The sequence below is a fragment of the Pseudodesulfovibrio karagichevae genome (assembly GCF_041414475.1).
GTDB lineage: Bacteria > Desulfobacterota > Desulfovibrionia > Desulfovibrionales > Desulfovibrionaceae > Pseudodesulfovibrio > Pseudodesulfovibrio karagichevae.
Genome location: NZ_JBGLYH010000003.1, coordinates 88,149 through 103,577, shown reverse-complemented (window position 1 = coordinate 103,577; position 15,429 = coordinate 88,149). Strand labels below are relative to the sequence as shown.

The 15,429-nt window shown below is 62.0% G+C and carries 16 protein-coding genes and 2 tRNA genes; 7 read left to right on the top strand and 11 right to left on the bottom strand.

The window, feature by feature from the left end; genetic code table 11:
- Positions 1-5: 5 nt before the first annotated feature.
- Complete coding sequence (locus AB6M95_RS02140) at positions 6-764, bottom strand: ABC transporter ATP-binding protein (protein ID WP_371385082.1); 759 nt, start codon at positions 762-764, stop codon at positions 6-8.
- Positions 765-904: 140 nt separating this feature from the next.
- Here AB6M95_RS02140 and AB6M95_RS02135 point away from each other — a divergent pair, with 140 nt between their 5' ends.
- Complete coding sequence (locus AB6M95_RS02135) at positions 905-1,621, top strand: Smr/MutS family protein (RefSeq protein WP_371385081.1); 717 nt, start codon at positions 905-907, stop codon at positions 1,619-1,621.
- A 22-nt stretch (positions 1,622-1,643) separates the two neighbouring features.
- Positions 1,644-2,126 (top strand): DinB family protein, encoded by a 483-nt coding sequence (locus AB6M95_RS02130; protein ID WP_371385080.1) that lies wholly within the window; start codon positions 1,644-1,646, stop codon positions 2,124-2,126.
- A 48-nt stretch (positions 2,127-2,174) separates the two neighbouring features.
- Here AB6M95_RS02130 and AB6M95_RS02125 read toward each other — a convergent pair whose 3' ends face one another.
- Complete coding sequence (locus AB6M95_RS02125) at positions 2,175-2,717, bottom strand: chemotaxis protein CheW (protein WP_371385079.1); 543 nt, start codon at positions 2,715-2,717, stop codon at positions 2,175-2,177.
- Between the two features lie 266 nt (positions 2,718-2,983).
- Between AB6M95_RS02125 and AB6M95_RS02120 the strand changes: the two genes are divergently transcribed.
- Positions 2,984-3,060, top strand: a tRNA-Pro gene (locus tag AB6M95_RS02120).
- 66 nt (positions 3,061-3,126) lie between these two features.
- Positions 3,127-3,202 (top strand) — tRNA-Thr (locus AB6M95_RS02115).
- A 75-nt stretch (positions 3,203-3,277) separates the two neighbouring features.
- Here the strand turns inward: AB6M95_RS02115 and AB6M95_RS02110 are convergent.
- From AB6M95_RS02110 to ilvB, 4 genes are all read right to left on the bottom strand, one after another.
- Positions 3,278-4,042: an L-2-amino-thiazoline-4-carboxylic acid hydrolase gene (locus AB6M95_RS02110; protein ID WP_371385078.1), complete on the bottom strand. Its 765-nt coding sequence runs from the start codon at positions 4,040-4,042 to the stop codon at positions 3,278-3,280.
- Positions 4,043-4,274: 232 nt separating this feature from the next.
- Complete coding sequence (locus tag AB6M95_RS02105) at positions 4,275-5,120, bottom strand: flagellin (RefSeq protein WP_371385077.1); 846 nt, start codon at positions 5,118-5,120, stop codon at positions 4,275-4,277.
- 241 nt (positions 5,121-5,361) lie between these two features.
- The gene (gene ilvN, locus AB6M95_RS02100; RefSeq protein WP_371385076.1) at positions 5,362-5,640 is read right to left on the bottom strand and encodes an acetolactate synthase small subunit; all 279 of its coding nucleotides are present in this window, start codon (positions 5,638-5,640) and stop codon (positions 5,362-5,364) included.
- Positions 5,633-7,309 carry an acetolactate synthase large subunit gene (gene ilvB / locus AB6M95_RS02095; RefSeq protein WP_371385075.1) on the bottom strand — a complete coding sequence of 559 codons (1,677 nt, stop codon included), beginning with the start codon at positions 7,307-7,309 and terminating at the stop codon, positions 5,633-5,635. The genes ilvN and ilvB overlap by 8 nt, the downstream gene beginning before the upstream one ends.
- Positions 7,310-7,650: 341 nt before the next feature.
- Here ilvB and AB6M95_RS02090 point away from each other — a divergent pair, with 341 nt between their 5' ends.
- Positions 7,651-8,250 carry an NAD(P)H-dependent oxidoreductase gene (locus AB6M95_RS02090; protein WP_371385074.1) on the top strand — a complete coding sequence of 200 codons (600 nt, stop codon included), beginning with the start codon at positions 7,651-7,653 and terminating at the stop codon, positions 8,248-8,250.
- Between the two features lie 54 nt (positions 8,251-8,304).
- Here the strand turns inward: AB6M95_RS02090 and AB6M95_RS02085 are convergent, their stop codons facing one another.
- The 5 genes from AB6M95_RS02085 to AB6M95_RS02065 all read right to left on the bottom strand — a co-directional run bounded on the left by AB6M95_RS02085 (position 8,305) and on the right by AB6M95_RS02065 (position 13,991).
- Entirely contained in the window at positions 8,305-8,472 is a 168-nt protein-coding gene (locus AB6M95_RS02085) for a hypothetical protein (protein WP_371385073.1), read from the bottom strand.
- Positions 8,473-8,538: 66 nt separating this feature from the next.
- Positions 8,539-11,040 carry a Lon protease family protein gene (locus tag AB6M95_RS02080; protein ID WP_371385072.1) on the bottom strand — a complete coding sequence of 834 codons (2,502 nt, stop codon included), beginning with the start codon at positions 11,038-11,040 and terminating at the stop codon, positions 8,539-8,541.
- A 17-nt stretch (positions 11,041-11,057) separates the two neighbouring features.
- Positions 11,058-11,474: an Hsp20/alpha crystallin family protein gene (locus AB6M95_RS02075; RefSeq protein ID WP_371385071.1), complete on the bottom strand. Its 417-nt coding sequence runs from the start codon at positions 11,472-11,474 to the stop codon at positions 11,058-11,060.
- 151 nt (positions 11,475-11,625) lie between these two features.
- Positions 11,626-11,808 (bottom strand): hypothetical protein, encoded by a 183-nt coding sequence (locus AB6M95_RS02070; protein ID WP_371385070.1) that lies wholly within the window; start codon positions 11,806-11,808, stop codon positions 11,626-11,628.
- A gap of 44 nt (positions 11,809-11,852) precedes the next feature.
- Positions 11,853-13,991 (bottom strand): EAL domain-containing response regulator, encoded by a 2,139-nt coding sequence (locus tag AB6M95_RS02065; protein ID WP_371385069.1) that lies wholly within the window; start codon positions 13,989-13,991, stop codon positions 11,853-11,855.
- A gap of 213 nt (positions 13,992-14,204) precedes the next feature.
- On the opposite strand from AB6M95_RS02065, the gene AB6M95_RS02060 reads away from it, so the two are divergent.
- Positions 14,205-14,465, top strand: coding sequence for a DUF493 domain-containing protein (locus tag AB6M95_RS02060; RefSeq protein ID WP_371385068.1), 261 nt, complete (start codon positions 14,205-14,207; stop codon positions 14,463-14,465).
- A 109-nt stretch (positions 14,466-14,574) separates the two neighbouring features.
- A complete protein-coding gene (nifU, locus tag AB6M95_RS02055) occupies positions 14,575-15,429 on the top strand; it encodes a Fe-S cluster assembly protein NifU (protein WP_371385067.1) in 855 nt (284 codons plus the stop codon).

Here is a 15,429-nt window from a genome sequence, read left to right as displayed (position 1 = left end):
CCGGGCTAGTTCATGCAGCGGACACATTCCTGGTAGCCGTGCTCCCGGATATGGTCCAGAATGTCTCTGGGACGGCCTTCGCAGCACAGATGGCCCTGATACAGGACCTGGCCCCGGTCGGCGTTCACGTAGTCGAGGATGTACCCGGTGTGGGTGATGATCAGTCCGGCGGTCTTGACCCGCTCCTTGCGCTCCTTGAGGCTCAGGTCCGGGGCCACGCTGAACTTGCCGTCCAGCACGTCGCGGGCCACCTTGCCCACGAGCTGCATGTTCTCCATGTCCACGCCGGACTCGGGCTCGTCGAAGAGCACCAGGTCGGGCTGCTGGGCCATGAGCTGGAGCAGTTCGGAACGCTTGATCTCACCGCCGGAAAAGCCCGCGTTGATGTCGCGGTCGAGGAAATCGCCCATGTTCACGGTCTCGGCCAGCAGGTCGGTGTTGACCTTGCCCTTGCGCGCGCACATCTGGACCAGATGGCGGGTGCGCAGGCCGTGGATGGTCGGGGGCCGCTGGAAGGACATGCCCATGCCCAGGCGCGCGCGCTCGTACATGGGGGCCTCGGTGATGTCCTGACCCTTGAAGATGATCCTGCCCTTGGTCACTTCGTAGCCGGAGAAACCCATCAGGGTCATGAGCAGGGAGGTCTTGCCCGAGCCGTTGGGGCCGAACAGGATAAAGGTCTCCCCGTCGTTTATCTGCAGATCGATCCCTTGCAGGACCTCTTTGTCACCGATATTGACATGCAAGTCTTCAATGGTCAGCATGTAATTCCTCGCTTTGAATGATGTGCAACAGGCTCATTACTCAAGCACGTCGCGGAAGTCCAGCGCTCGGTGCGCCGGGCGGCACCAGCCACCACCCTCAGGGGTTTCGAATATACTCGGCTCGACCAAAGGCAGGTTAAATGATGGGCAAGAAACGCATGAACAACCTTGGCGATCTCAAGCAGATCAAATTCAAGAAGGAAAAAGAGGACATCTACTCCCTTCCGTACCAGAAAAATGAGCCTCCAAAAGAAAAAGTCAACCCCGAGAGCGAACCCGAAGCCGAGGAAATCTTCATGGCCGCCATGCGGGGCGTGCAGCGCATGGATGGCTCTACCGGCCGCCAGGTCCCCCCTGCCGTGGCCTCCGGCCCGGCCCAGACCCTCGAGGACGAGACCGGCAACGACATGGACCGCTTCATGCGCGGCGACATCGAATTCGAACTCGAATACACCGACGAGTTCATGTACGGCTACGTGCGCGGCCTGGACATCAAGATATTCCAGCAGCTCAAGGCCGGTTCCCTGAGCGTGTCCGCCCACCTGGACCTGCACGGCATGACCTCGGACCAGGCGCGCGACTCCCTGCTCTTCTTCATCCGCGAGTCCTATCTCCAGGGATACCGCTGCGTGCTGGTGGTCACCGGACGCGGCAAGAACTCCCCCGGCGGGCAGCCCATACTGCGCACCGAGGCCGAGACCTGGCTGACCAAGGAGCCGCTTCGGCGCGTGGTCCTGGCCTTCTGCACGGCCCAGCCCAAGCACGGCGGCGCGGGCGCCCTCTACGTGCTGCTGCGCAAGCAGAAGAAGACCGAAGGCAAGGTCCGCTGGGACAAGATGATGAACTGGGAGGAATAACCCTCTCGTCAAAGGAGGAACCATGCAATCGCCTTTCGTCTCCGCACAGGAATTGGTCCGGGCCGTACTCGGCGTGGTCCGGGAATGCTTCGACGGCGCAGAGGACCGGGGCGCGTTTCTGGAACCCGGCCAGGGCGGCCTGCTCACCCTGCTGCAAGGATTGTCCGCGACGGAGGCGTCGACCCCGGTGGCGGGCGCGTCCATCGCCACCCACGCCCTGCATGTGGCCTTCAGCCTGGACGTCTTCACGGACTGGATCGAGGGGGTGCGGGACAGGGAATACAACTGGGACTCCAGCTGGGCCGTGTCCACGGTGGGTGACCCGGAATGGCGCGCCCTCTGCCGGAGAATGGCGGATCAGGCAGCAAGACTGCGGGAAGCCATCGAACGCAACGCCCCTGCGGACCTGGAGGCCGCCTGGGGCGCGGCCGGGGTCCTGGCGCACACGGCCTATCACCTGGGGGCCGTTCAGGTGAAGGCGGACGCCCTGTCCGACGGCCGATAGGCAAAAAGAAACCCCCGCCCTTTCCGGACGGGGGTTTTCGTTTCGTCTTTAGGCCTGAGCCTGCGCGGCGGCCTCTTCCGGGGCCGGGACGCGGTCGGCTCCGCCCAGCCCGGCCATATTCTTGGCGATGGCCAGCTCTTCGGCGGAGAAGATCTTGTTGATGTCGATGATGATGATGAACTGTTCGTTCTGGCGGCCCATGCCCTTGATGTACTCGGCGTTGATGGCCGCGCCCATCTTGGGAGCGGGTTCGATGGTGTCCGGGGTCATCTCGAAGACCTCGCGCACGGAATCGACCAGCGCACCCATGATGGTGAACTCGCCCTCGTACTCGATCTCCACGATGATGATGCAGGTGTCCACCGTGTCTTCGCCCTTGGACATGCCCAGCTTGAGGCGCATGTCCACCACGGGCACGGCGTGGCCGCGCAGGTTGATGACGCCGCGCATGAATTTGGGCGTCCTCGGGATCTTGGTGATGGAAGTCAGCTCCAGGACCTCGCGGACAGTTCCGATATCCAGGGCGAAGATCTCCTTGCCCAACGTGAAGGTCAAAAACTGATTGATATCTTTCAGAGCTTCATCAGCCATGCCAACCCCCTGATAACTTATACATTATGTGGTGAAACACCCGAGGCGGCCGCACCGGTCTGCGCTTGCGCCCCTCGGGGATTATCCAGCGTTCCTGCCTTTCTATTATACACGCCCGGAGGAAAACGCCATTATAAATATCCGATCCCGAAAACGGAAAACACACGGATGGCGGGAACAATCCTTAAAAAAAACGCCAAGTTGACTTTTTTTCTCAAAAAAGCGTTGACAACAAACCCGTGCACGGCTAGTTACTCACTTCGCGTCGGGATGTAGCGCAGTCTGGGAGCGCACTTGAATGGGGTTCAAGGGGTCGAAGGTTCAAATCCTTTCATCCCGACCAAACGAAGAAGTACCCCGGCGGGCCGATGAAAAATCGGCCTGCCATTTCTTCGAAAACAGCCGGAACGCTGCTGTAGCTCAATCGGTAGAGCGCGTCCTTGGTAAGGACGAGGTAGGCGGTTCAATCCCGCCCAGCAGCTCCATATAATTAAGAAAAACGCCCTTCACACGAAGGGCGTTTTTCTTGTGTCCATTGAAGGCCTCTGCGGCCTGCCTCGCTATGCCTTGTCCCAGCCCTGCGTCACCGCGCGGCCCTTCCTGTAGCGGAAATTACAGACTTCCCCACCCCAGGCCAGGGTGGTCGTCCGGTACAATCCGGTTCCTTCCGCGCGCGAGGCGGGGAAATCCACATAGCAGGGGTACGCGGCGAGTTCGGGGACGCCCTGCGCCGCGAAGTACTTCATCAGCCCGCACTCCGTGTAATCGATGCCCAGGTCATAGTCCGTCCCGTCGCCCCGAAAGACAGTCTGCACCCAGTCCATGGGATATCGCTTCCGTCGGCTGCGCTCCGCCCACGCCCGCAGAATTGCGTAGTATCCCGGCGAGAACAGCCGCTCGCCATTGGCCTTGAGCGTCGGCGCCTGCTGCGCGTAGCTGTGGGCGGCGAGATCGTAGACCAGCTTACCGACCTCCTTCGCGGTGACGCCATACGGGGACAAGGCCTTATACAGCGCCACATACTGCGGACCGACGACAAAGCTGGAATAGACCAGATTGTCCGGGCCGCCGATGTCCGGCAGCGGGAGGAGCCGCGCGTGCAGGACGCGAGCCTTTGTCAGCGCGGCCTGAAGGTCATTCGGGGAAAGCCGCCCTGCCAGGAGCTGACCGGCCCCGGCGCACAGCCCGGCAAAGGAGGCGTTCAGTTGATCGTCCGTCAGGGGAGCGACGATTCCCTGGGCAATGGAGGCGAAACAGGGACGTGAAGACAGGACGCATCCGGCCCCGAGCACGCCCAGCATAAAGGTTCGACGTGAGATCAGCATATGTCTATCCGTATGATCACAAGAGGTTGAGAGCGAAAATGTGCTACTACCTTACACCGTGCGCCATCCTTGCACCGGGGAAATTCATACGCCTGAAGGAAGCTGGAAACAATGGCCTTGGGGCCGGGCCGCGCGGGCAGGGCGCCCTCTGATCAAGACGCCGCCCTGCCCTGCGAAAAAACGCCGGACCATACGGACCGACGCTGCTTTATTTTCTCCCGGACCAGAGCGATCAGCCGTTGCTGTCGAATATCGTCCCCGTGGTCCGGGCCACGAGGTCGGCCAGGAGCTGTTCCAGGGAATAATCCGGGTCCGACGGCTTGCGCAGCTGGGCAGCCTGGTCCAGGAGCTGGGCCTGGCTCTCCAGATTGAGTTGCTGCGACTGGAGGCTGTCCTCCTTGCCCTGGTAGACGTCCAGGATGGCCGACATCTCGCTCTGCAGAGACTGGACGTAGCCGAGCTGGGTGGCCCGGGTGCCCGCCGCGCCCAGGTCCGCGCCGGTAAGATCGCTCCAGGCCACGCCGCTGGACGGGGTGTCCACGGAATGGAAGGTGATGTTGAACCCGCCGTTCTTGGAAGATTGGATGTAGACGTTGCCGTTGGCGTCGATCTGGTCCGTTCCCCACTGGGAGGAATCGAGCACCGCGATGCCGTTGAAGTCCGCGCCGGAAACGGTCCCGGTGATCTTGTCCCGAAGCGCGTCGAAATCGCTCTGGACCACGGCGCTGGTGCCGTCCAGCTCGCCGGTATTAATCTTGTCGATCATGTCTTCCATGTCGTTCAGGGCGTCCACGATGGTGCCCATCTCGGTCCGGGCCACGCCCATCATGGACGCGGCCTCGCCCACGTTGCGCGAGGCCTGGCGCACGGCCGAAGCATCGCCCCGCAGTTGGCCGCTGATGGCCTCCTCGAAGGGATTGGTGAAGGTGGCCGCCCTGACTGGTCCGCCCAGAACCAGGCTGCGCAGGTTCTGCCCCACGGTCGACGACCCGAACAGCTGGTTGGTCAGCATGTCCTGCTGCAACAGCTGCAACGAATAGTCGTAGAGGAAGCTCTTCTCGATGTCGGTCAGGGCCATACCGTCTCCCGATGGTAACAGTTCACCAAGTGCGTTATCGGCAGCCCCGCCATAAACTTTAGGGAGCGTGAACGCATATCGCCTTGTCGACATTCGGGAGCGAGCCACCGCCCTGCCGGAGCAATAACACTCCGTATTAACACGGTATTATACCAGCCACACACTGTCAGGCTTCCGGGAGAAAAGAAAAAGGCCGGCTTGCGCCGGCCTGGAGAGAGGAAGGCTCCCCTCGGAAGGGGCGTTATTGGACGAATTCGGCCATCTTGGCAAAGACCGGATGGCCGTTGTCGTAGCGCTCGACCACAAGGACGTCTTCAAGCTTGTCCACCTGCTTGATCATCTGGTCCAGGCGGTCGTCGGCATCCACCAGGAGCCATATCTTGCTGGTTTCGCCGCCGTTTACCGGCATGCAGGCAATGCCCTCGACGTTGTACGCCCGGCGCGCGAACAGGCCGCAGATGTGGGACATGACGCCGGGATGGTTGTTCACGGACAGTTCGATGACGGTCTGCTTACACATGGCTCTCACCTCCGATCATTTGGGAATTGGCCGCTCCGGGGGCCACCATGGGATAGACGGGTTCGTCCGGGCTGACGGGCACGTGGATCAGCGCCGGGCCGGGCTCGGCCAGGGCCTGCGCCAGGGTCCCTGCGGGGTCCTCGCAGTTGCCCAGGTCATAGGTGGCTATACCGAACCCGTCGGCGATCTTCAGAAAATCGACGCACTTACAATAATTTGAAGCGACGTACCGCTTGCCGTAGAAGAGGTCCTGCTGCTGGCGGACCAGCCCCAGGGCGTTGTTGTTGGTCAGGATGATCTTGATCGGGATGTCGTATTCCATGGCCGTGGCCAGGTCCTGGATGTTCATCATGATGGAGCCGTCGCCCGAGAAGCAGATGACCGGCTTGTCCGGGGCGGCCAGGGCCGCGCCCAGGGCGGCGGGCATGCCGAACCCCATGGTCCCGAGCCCGCCGGAGGTCAGCCAGTGGCGCGGCTGGGTGAAGGGATAGACCTGGGCGGTGCGCATCTGGTGCTGGCCCACGTCGGTGCAGACGATGGCCTGGTCCCCGGCCAGTTCGGCGGCCTTGAGGATGACCCCGTAGGGCGAGGTCGGGTCGTCCGCGCCCGGAACGATCATGGGATGGGCGGCCTTGAGGGCCTCGATCCGGCTGTTCCAGCCGGTCCGGTTCCTGCGCTCGATGTGCGGCAGCAGCGCCCCGAGCACGTCGGCCACGTCGCCGCGCACCGAGGCGTGGGCGGTCTTGATCTTGTCCAGCTCGCTCGGGTCGATGTCCATGTGGATGATCTTCGCGTTGGGGCAGAATTCCGAGACCTTGCCCGTGGCCCGGTCGTCGAAGCGCACGCCCACGGCGATGAGCAGATCGCACTCCTCCAGCGCCAGGTTGGTGTAGCGTGCCGCATGCATGCCGAGCATGCCGAGGTTCAGCGGATGGCCCGTGGGAATGGTTCCCAGACCCATCAGGGTCATGGCCGCCGGGATGGCCCCCTTCTCGGCCACGGCCAGGGCCTGGGACGCGGAGTCGGACTGGATCACGCCGCCGCCCAGATAGAGGACGGGCTTCTCGGCGCGGTTGATCATGGACGCGGCGTGTTCGATCTCGCCCTGGAACAGTTCGGGCGTGGCGTCCGGGACGCCGGGCTCGGGCCACTGGTCGAACTCCACCATGGCCGTCTGCACGTCCTTGGGCACGTCGATGACCACCGGGCCGGGGCGGCCGCTCGCGGCGATGCGGAAGGCGTCGGGGATGACCTTCAGCAGGTCCTCGGCGGACCGGACCAGAAAATTGTGCTTGGTGATGGGCACGGACAGGCCGTAGGTGTCCACCTCCTGGAAGGCATCAGTGCCGATCATGGACAGGGGCACCTGGCCGGTGATGCAGATGATCGGGATGGAATCGAGCTTGGCGTCGGCGATGGCCGTCAGGGTGTTGGTCGCTCCGGGACCGGAAGTGGCGAAGAAGACCGCGGGCTTGCCCGTGACCCGGGCCATGCCCTGGGCGATGAACCCGGCCCCCTGCTCGTGCCGGGTCAGGATGTGTTTGATCTCGCCGCTTTGCCCCAGGGCGTCGTAGAGCGGCAGATTCGCGCCCCCCGGAATACCGGCAATGGTCCGCACACCCTGCCGTTCCAGCAACTTGATGGTTATTTCCGCACCTGACATTTTCATGAGAGCCTCCTGTTGCCCCGTGTCCGGTGGGAATTAACGAACAACCCCCACCGGTTAGCACCGACGGGGGTTGTAAGAAATTCGCTTGTAACTATCCCGCTATGGCGCGTCCCTATGAACACCACCTACTACTACGTCCACGACGACGCATACGCTGGCCACGGCTAGGCTGGCGGGAATGATGGAAATGGTGTTTTCGAAACGCAACATGGAAAGTTCCTTTTGTTCTTAGGATTTTGATTAGTCCGGCCAAAACGAAAGGTCAAGTACTTTCCCGAAAGAAACTTGCCATTCCGTTCAACTCCGCCTATTGGATGGCAAAATTCCTAAGGAAGACAACCATGCGCATACTCCTGATCCTGGCCCATCCGGACCCGAACAGCCTGAACCACGCCATCGCGGCCGCCGCGCGGCAAACCCTGGAGCAAAACGGCCACGAGGTCCTTTTCCACGACCTCCATGCCGAGGGATTCGACCCCCTGCTGCCCGCCGGGGAAATCCCGCGCGGGGCGACCCTGCCCGGCGACGTGGCCCGCCACTGCGAAGAGGCGGCACAGGCCGACGGCCTGATCATCGTCCATCCCAACTGGTGGGGCATGCCCCCGGCCATTCTGGCCGGATGGGTGGACCGGGTCATGCGGCCCGGCACGGCCTACGAGTTCGTCGGGGAAGACGGCGGCGAGGGCGTGCCCGTAGGCCTGCTCAAGGCGGACAAGGCCATCGTCCTCAACACCTCGAACACGGAGGCAGGCCGCGAGGAAACGGTCTTCGGCGACCCGCTGGAGCGGATCTGGAAGGACTGCGTCTTCGGCCTGTGCGGCGTGGCGGACGTCACCCGGCGCATGTTCCGGATCGTCTGCACCTCCACGGCGCAGGAACGGCGCGAGTGGTTGGACGAAACGGCCCGGATAGTGGCCGAGACCTTCCCGCCCGAGGCGTGATCAAAAAGGCCGGGAACGCCCGCACGGCAAGCGATCAGTCGTGATCGGCCCGTTTCAGAGCCGGTCCACGACGAGCCACAGGGCGGCGGCCCCGACGAACAGCCGGACCACGTGGCCGATGTTGAAATGATAGCCCCAATTGATGGTGAACAGGAGCACCACGGCGGCGACGAAGCCGCCAAGGATGCACTTCCTCCAGATGTTCATACGCAATAGATTCATGTAAACCTCGAAAAAGGGTTGCGACGCGTCGCAACCCTTTTGTTGTGATCGGATGGGCCCGCCGTGCTATTTCTTGGCGGGCTTGCTCTTGGTCGTTTTCTTGGCGGAGGACTTCTTCTCGTCCTTTTCGTCCTTGCCGAAGGCGGCCAGCTTGTCGGCCAGCCCCCGCAGCTTGTCGTCCACCAGCTTGTTGATGCTCTTGGCGGGGTACGTGCCGTCGGCCTTGCGTTCGCCCGCCTTCATGCCGGTCAGGATCTCGATGCCCTCGTCAATGGTCTTCACGGCCCAGATGTGGAACTTGCCGTCCCTGACCGCCTCGATGACCTCGTCGCGGAGCATCAGGTCCTTGATGTTGGGGTACGGGATCATGACGCCCTGCTTGCCGGTCAGGCCCGCGTGCTTGCAGCACAGGAAGAACCCTTCGATCTTCTGGTTCACGCCGCCGATGGGCTGGACCTCGCCGTACTGGTTCACCGAGCCGGTGACCGCGATATACTGGCGAATGGGCACCCCGGACAGGCTCGACAACAGGGCGTAGAGCTCCGTGGACGAGGCCGAATCGCCGTCGATGCCGCCGTAGGACTGCTCGAAGGCGATGCTGGCTGCGAGCGACATGGGCTTGTCCTGGGCGAACCGGCTGCGCAGGAATCCGGACAGGATGAGCATGCCCTTGTTGTGGGTCGGGCCGGACATGTCCGCCTCGCGCTCGATATTGATGATACCTTCCTTGCCCAGCGACGTAACCGCCGTGATCCTTGAAGGTTTGCCGAACATATAATCGCCTAAGGAATACACGGCCAGGCCGTTGACCTGACCCGCGACCTCGCCGTCCGTGTCCACGAACAGGCTGCCGCGATCGATCATCTCCTGGATGCGCTCCTCCACCTGGTTGGCGCGGTAGACCTTGGCCTTAATGGCCTCCTTGACGTGCTCGCCGGTGACCGTGTCGGCCTCGGCGCGGCCCGCGAAGTAGTCGGCCTCGCTCAGGAGATCGCCCAGACCCGGAAAGGCCGTGGTGATCTTCTCCTGCCTGCCCGCCCAACGGACGCCTTCCTCCAGTACGGCAGCCACGCCGGACTGGTCGAAGGGCTTGAGGCCGTTGCGGTCCACCTCGCCCTTGACGAACCGGGCCACTTCAAGCACCGACTCGTCGGTCACGTCCATGCTCGACTCGTAGTCGGCCCGGACCTTGAAGATCTTGGGCACGTCCTCGTCGTAGTTGCGCAGTATGGCGTAGAGGTACGGGCTGCCGAGCACGACGACCTTGACGGCCATCTCGATGGGCTCGGGCTTCAACCCCGTGGCGCTGATGAAGTAGTACGGGTCGAAGGTCTCGATCTCGATCTTTTCGGTCTTGAGCGCCCGTTTCAGGGTCTGCCACACGCCCGGCTCCATGATGGCGTCCATCAGGTTGATGACCAGATAGCCGCCGTTGGCCTTGACGAAGGAGCCCGCCTTGATCTTGGTGTAGTCCGTGTGCCAGCCGCCCATGCGGTCCATGACCCGCTCGATGGAGCCGAACAGGTTGCGGTACGTGGGGTAGGACTCCACGATGACCGGCGGCCCCTGCGTCTCGGCGTTGTCCACCAGCAGGTTGACCTGATACGGCTGGAAGACCATCTCGGCCGAGGGACCGGGCATGATCATGCCGGGGATCGGGCCGGGCTGGCCGCCGCTCCCCAGGGCCTTGATGGAGTCCAGGTCCTCGACCATGTTGTCGAGCACGGAGTCCAGGTATTTCGAGATCTTGTCGTCGTGGTACGCCTCGCACAGCGGCTTGACGAACTCCTGGGCCAGGGCCAGGAACATGAGCTTGTCCACCTCGCGGTGCTTCTCGCCCACTTCCTTCTGGAGCTCCTTGAGCTCCTGGACGATGTGATCGATCTGCTCCTTGAGTTCCAGCCGCTTGTCACGCAGTTTTTCAAACTCGTCGCGGGGGAAGCGCCCCTTGTCGACCAGCTCCTCGAGCTCGATCATGCGCTTGGGCTCGCCGTCCACCAGCGGGACCACGTCGGGCCGCTGGATGGGGCCCATCTGCATGCGGACCACCACCAGGCCGGTGTCCTTCACCTGGTCCTCGATGGCCTTGTAGAAGCCCATGACCTTCTTCTCATGGGCCTCGGCGATCTCGTTCTTGCGGGCGATGTACTCCTCGCTCTCGAAGAGTTGCGGAACCTCGCGTTTGATGGTCTCCAGGAACTTCTGCATGTCCTTCTTGAAGCGGTCGCCCTGCCCCGGTTCGAAGCGGAGCAGGATGGGCGCCTCGGGATGCTTGAAGTTGTTCACGTAGCAGATGTCGCTGGGCGTGGCGCGTCCGTCGCCCATCTCGCCCAGGAGCTTGCGCACCGTGGACAGGCGTCCGGTGCCGGGCTGGCCCGTGACAAAGATGTTGTACCCCTTCTTGACCATGCCCAGGCCGAAGCGGAAGGCCTCGACGCCGCGCTTTTGGCCGATGATGTCCTTCTGGGGTTCAAGGTCATCGGTCGTCTTGATGGATAGTTGATCAGGGCCCGGGGTCCACTTGAGCTTTTCAACGGGAACTTCGAATGTAGTGCTTGTCTTGGCCATGAATCCGTCTCCGTAGGTTATTTCCGGGAAATTGCAACTTTTTGCCCCGACTGGACCGCGCACTTGGGCAGCCTGACCACGAGCACGCCGTCGGCGAACTCCGCACTGACGCCGCTTGTGTCGATGCGGCACGGCAGGCGCAGTTCCTTGTGGAAACTGTGGGTGCTGGCGTGTCCGGGACCGGACTCGCGGGTCTCGGCGACGATGGAGAGCTGCCGGTCCATCACCGAGACATGCACGTCGTCCGGGTCCATGGTGCCGAGTTCGAGCCTGACCAGCAGGGTCTCCCCCTCTTGCTCAAGGCTGAGATCGCCCGCCATGCGGCAGAACATGGAAGGCAGGTTGAAGTCGGCGCACAGATCGTCAAAGAGCCGATCCACGTCGCTGCGCATGCGCGAGATTTCGTCGCGGCTCCATCGTTTCAAATCAGCCATTGACGCTAACCCTCCTTTGCGAATCAACCGTCAAAGCAATGTCAAATCAGTAGTGATTACCAATACACTCTACAACACCTACGAGAAAAAAAACAGGGGCTTGACGATTTTTCGTCAAGCCCCTGTGATGGCGCGGCGGAATCCCCTCCCTCTAAAGACTGCGGAAGAGATTGGATATGGCCAGGATGACGAACCCGGTAGCCACGAGCCAGAAGGGCCGGACCAGGTTCTCAAGAACCGGGATGGACATGACGTCGATCTGTATGAATATGCCGAGAAGGCCGATGATGACGCCGACGATCCAGGTGAGCAGTTGTGGTGCGCTGAGATTCATGGGGAAAAGCTCCAGTGATTGAGACGGGTGAAATGCTGTTTAATCTACTCGGAATCCTTGACGAACTCTTCCGCCGCATCCCTGGGAAGCGGCCGGGAATACAGGTAGCCCTGACCGTAATCGCATTGCAGGGAATAAAGCAAGTCCCTTTGGCGCTCGGTCTCGATGCCCTCGGCCACGACCCGCAGCCGCAGGGAATGGGCCATATTCACGATGGCCCGGATGATCTCGATGTTTTCCGGCGTGGACTCCATGCGCTGGACGAAGCTCAGGTCGATCTTGAGCTGGTCCGTGGGGAATTTCTGCAGATAGCTCATGGACGAATACCCGGTGCCGAAGTCGTCGATAGCCAGGAGTATACCGAGATTTTTCAACGACTTCAACTGATTCACCGACTTGATGGCGTCGAGCATGACCACGGTCTCAGTGATCTCCAGTTTCAGCCGGCCGGGCCGCAGGCCCGACCGCTCCAGGATGCGCTCCACGTGGCCCGCCAGCGAGCTTTCGGCGAACTGCTTGGCCGAGATGTTCACGGCCATGGTCAGGTTCTCCGCCGCCGGGTACAACCGGGTCCACTCCTGCATGGCCGTGCAGGCCTCTTCCAGGATCTGGGCGCCGAGGGTCACGATCTGCCCGGTCTCTTCGGCCACGGGGATGAATTCGCCGGGGCTGACCGGGCCGCGCTCGGGGTGGTTCCACCGGGCCAGGGCCTCGAACCCGTAGAGGCTGCCGTCGGCCAGGTTGACGATGGGCTGGTAGTGCGCGGTGAACTCCCGGGCCTCCAGGGCCCGTTTGAGCTCGTTTTCCACGGCCAGGACGTTGACCATGCCCTCGCGCATGCGTTTGTCGTAGACCGCGATCCGGTTCTTGCCCTCCTCCTTGGCCGCGTTCATGGCCACCTGGGCGTTGTGCACGACCTCCTCGGAGTCGACGTCCGCGCTGGAGCCGATGTCGTAGCCGATGCTGGCCGACAGGGCGAAGGTGATGCCGTCCACCTCCACCGGCTCCTTGAAGGAGTCGAACACCTTGCGGATCAGAGGCCGGACCTCGCTTCGCCTGGGGATGTCCTCAAGGAGCACGCCGAACTCGTCGCCGCCGAACCGGGCCACGGTGTCGATGGGCCGGACCTTCTGCTGGAGCTTGACCCCGAGCCGGACCATGAGCTTGTCGCCCACGCTGTGCCCGTAGTGGTCGTTGACCGCCTGGAAGCGGTCCATGTTGATGAACAGGACCGCGAAATGCTCGCCGGTGCGCGAACACCGCTCCGCCGCCCGGTTCAGCCGCTCCAGGAACAAGGCGCGGTTGGGCAGCCCGGTCAGGGTGTCGTGGAAGGCGCTGTGCTTCAGCTTGCTCTCGATGAGCTTGCGGTTGGTGATGTCGCGCATGCTCAGGCGGATGCCCAGCGGCGCGCCCTCGTCCGAAAAAATGGAGTGCCGGACCAGGCTCAGCCACTTGGTCCTGGCGTTGATGTCGCTGATCCGGAAATCGAGGCTCTCCTCGTCGCCCACGGTATCGTCCTGCATGAACTGGATCCACCTGTTCAGGTCTTCCTGATGGACGAGGCGCTGCATCAAGTCCGGCTCGTCGAAAAACCGTTCGGGCGGGTACCCGCTGATCCGTTCGCAGGAAGGCGAAATGTAGCGGAGCTTGCCGTCCGGTCCGATCCAGCTCTCCCAGTCGTAGTTGTAGTCGGCCACCATGCGGTAGCGCTCCTCGGACCGGGCCAGGGCCTCCCGGGAGGCCTTGAGCTCCTCCACCGTGGCCTCAAGCCGCCGGGTGGTCTCCAGCAGGGACCGCTTGTGCCGGTGCAGGTCAGCGAAAATATTGGTCTTGCCGCGCAGGATCTCCGGCTCGACAGGTTTGAACAGATAGTCCACCGCCCCCAGCTCGTAGCCGTGGAACACGTGCCGCTGTTCCTTGCTGATGGCGGTGATGAAGATGATCGGAAGGTTCCGCGTGGCCTCCGAGCTCCGCAGCCGTTCGGCCAGCTCGAAACCGTCCATCCCCGGCATCATGACGTCCAGCAGGGCCACGGCGAAGTCGTGGTCCGGGATCATTTTCAAGGCCTCCGCCCCGGACGTGGCCATCTTCAGGTTGAGGTCCTGCCCCCGGAGGATGCCCTCAACCAGCTTGAGATTGATCCGTTCGTCGTCGACGACGAGGACGTCCACTATATCACTCATTTCATTTCCTTGTTCGACTCCAGGCACAAAGCGCGCCCCTTCTCAAAAATAGACCATATCCCAGCTTGTTCCCGAATGATGTTATAAATTCCGTGATTGAAAAACCATTTTATTGGAATAGTTGGTTCTTTGCGCTATGCTCCGACCTGGTTTGACACGCCGGAAACAAACCCCCTATAGACCGTTTCGTCAAAAACGAAACAGGAGAATCTTATGTCCGACAAATTAAAACAATTCAAGCAGACTCTTGATGACCATCATCAATGGCCGTGCCCCTACGTCTACAAATTCATCGTCCCGGCGGAGAGTCTCGACCGTTTCCAGCAGCTGTTCGCTTCCGAAGAGCTTGAGACCCGCCAGTCCAGGACAGGAAAATATACCAGCGTGACAATAACTTCGACCATGTGTTCCGCCGACGAAGTCATGGCCGTCTACGAAAAGGCGGCCCAGGTTCCCGGGGTCATGTCGCTGTAATCGGTCCTCAAGACTTTACAGTCGGCGCGGCGGGACTTACTGTAAACAAATATGATCGTATCACACTTGTTACAACTGTTCAGACATCCTCAGCCATCTCGGAGAGACTATGTGGGAATATACCGACAAAGTTAAGGACCATTTCCTGAACCCGCGCAACGTCGGCACCATCGAGGACGCCGACGGGGTCGGCGAAGTCGGCTCGCTGGCCTGCGGCGACGCCCTGACCCTGTACATCAAGGTTGACGACGACGGGAAGATCACCGACGCCAAGTTCCAGACCTTCGGCTGCGCCAGCGCAATCGCCTCCAGTTCCGCCCTGACCGAACTGCTCATCGGCAAGACCGTGGAAGAGGCGGAAAAGATCACCAACAAGGACATCGCCGAATACCTGGGCGGCCTGCCGCGCGAGAAGATGCACTGCTCGGTCATGGGCCAGGAGGCCCTGGAGCAGGCCATCAAGAACATGCGCGGGGAGGCCCCTTCCAAGGCGGAGCACTCCCACGAGGGCGAGCTCATCTGCGAATGCTTCGGCGTGTTCGACGAGGAAATCCTCGAGGCCATCAAGGTCAACGACCTCAAGACCGTGGAGGACGTGACCAACTTCACCAAGGCGGGAGGCGGCTGCGGCAAGTGCATCCCCGACCTCGAACGCCTCCTGGCCGAGGCCCACGGCCAGGGCGTCTGCCCCACCCCGTCGGACAAGCCCGCCTTCCCGGCCGAGGGCATGACCAACATCCAGCGCATGCACCTCATCGAATCGGTCATCGACAACGACGTCCGGCCCAAGCTCAAGGCGGACGGCGGCAATATCGAACTGGTGGACATCGACCGCGACACCGTGGTGGTCCGCTTCCTGGGCATGTGCTCGGGCTGCCCGTCCAGCCAGGCGACCCTCAACAACCTGGTCGAGTCCAGCCTCAGGGAAAAGGTCGATCCCGGCCTGAAGGTGCGGGAGGGATAA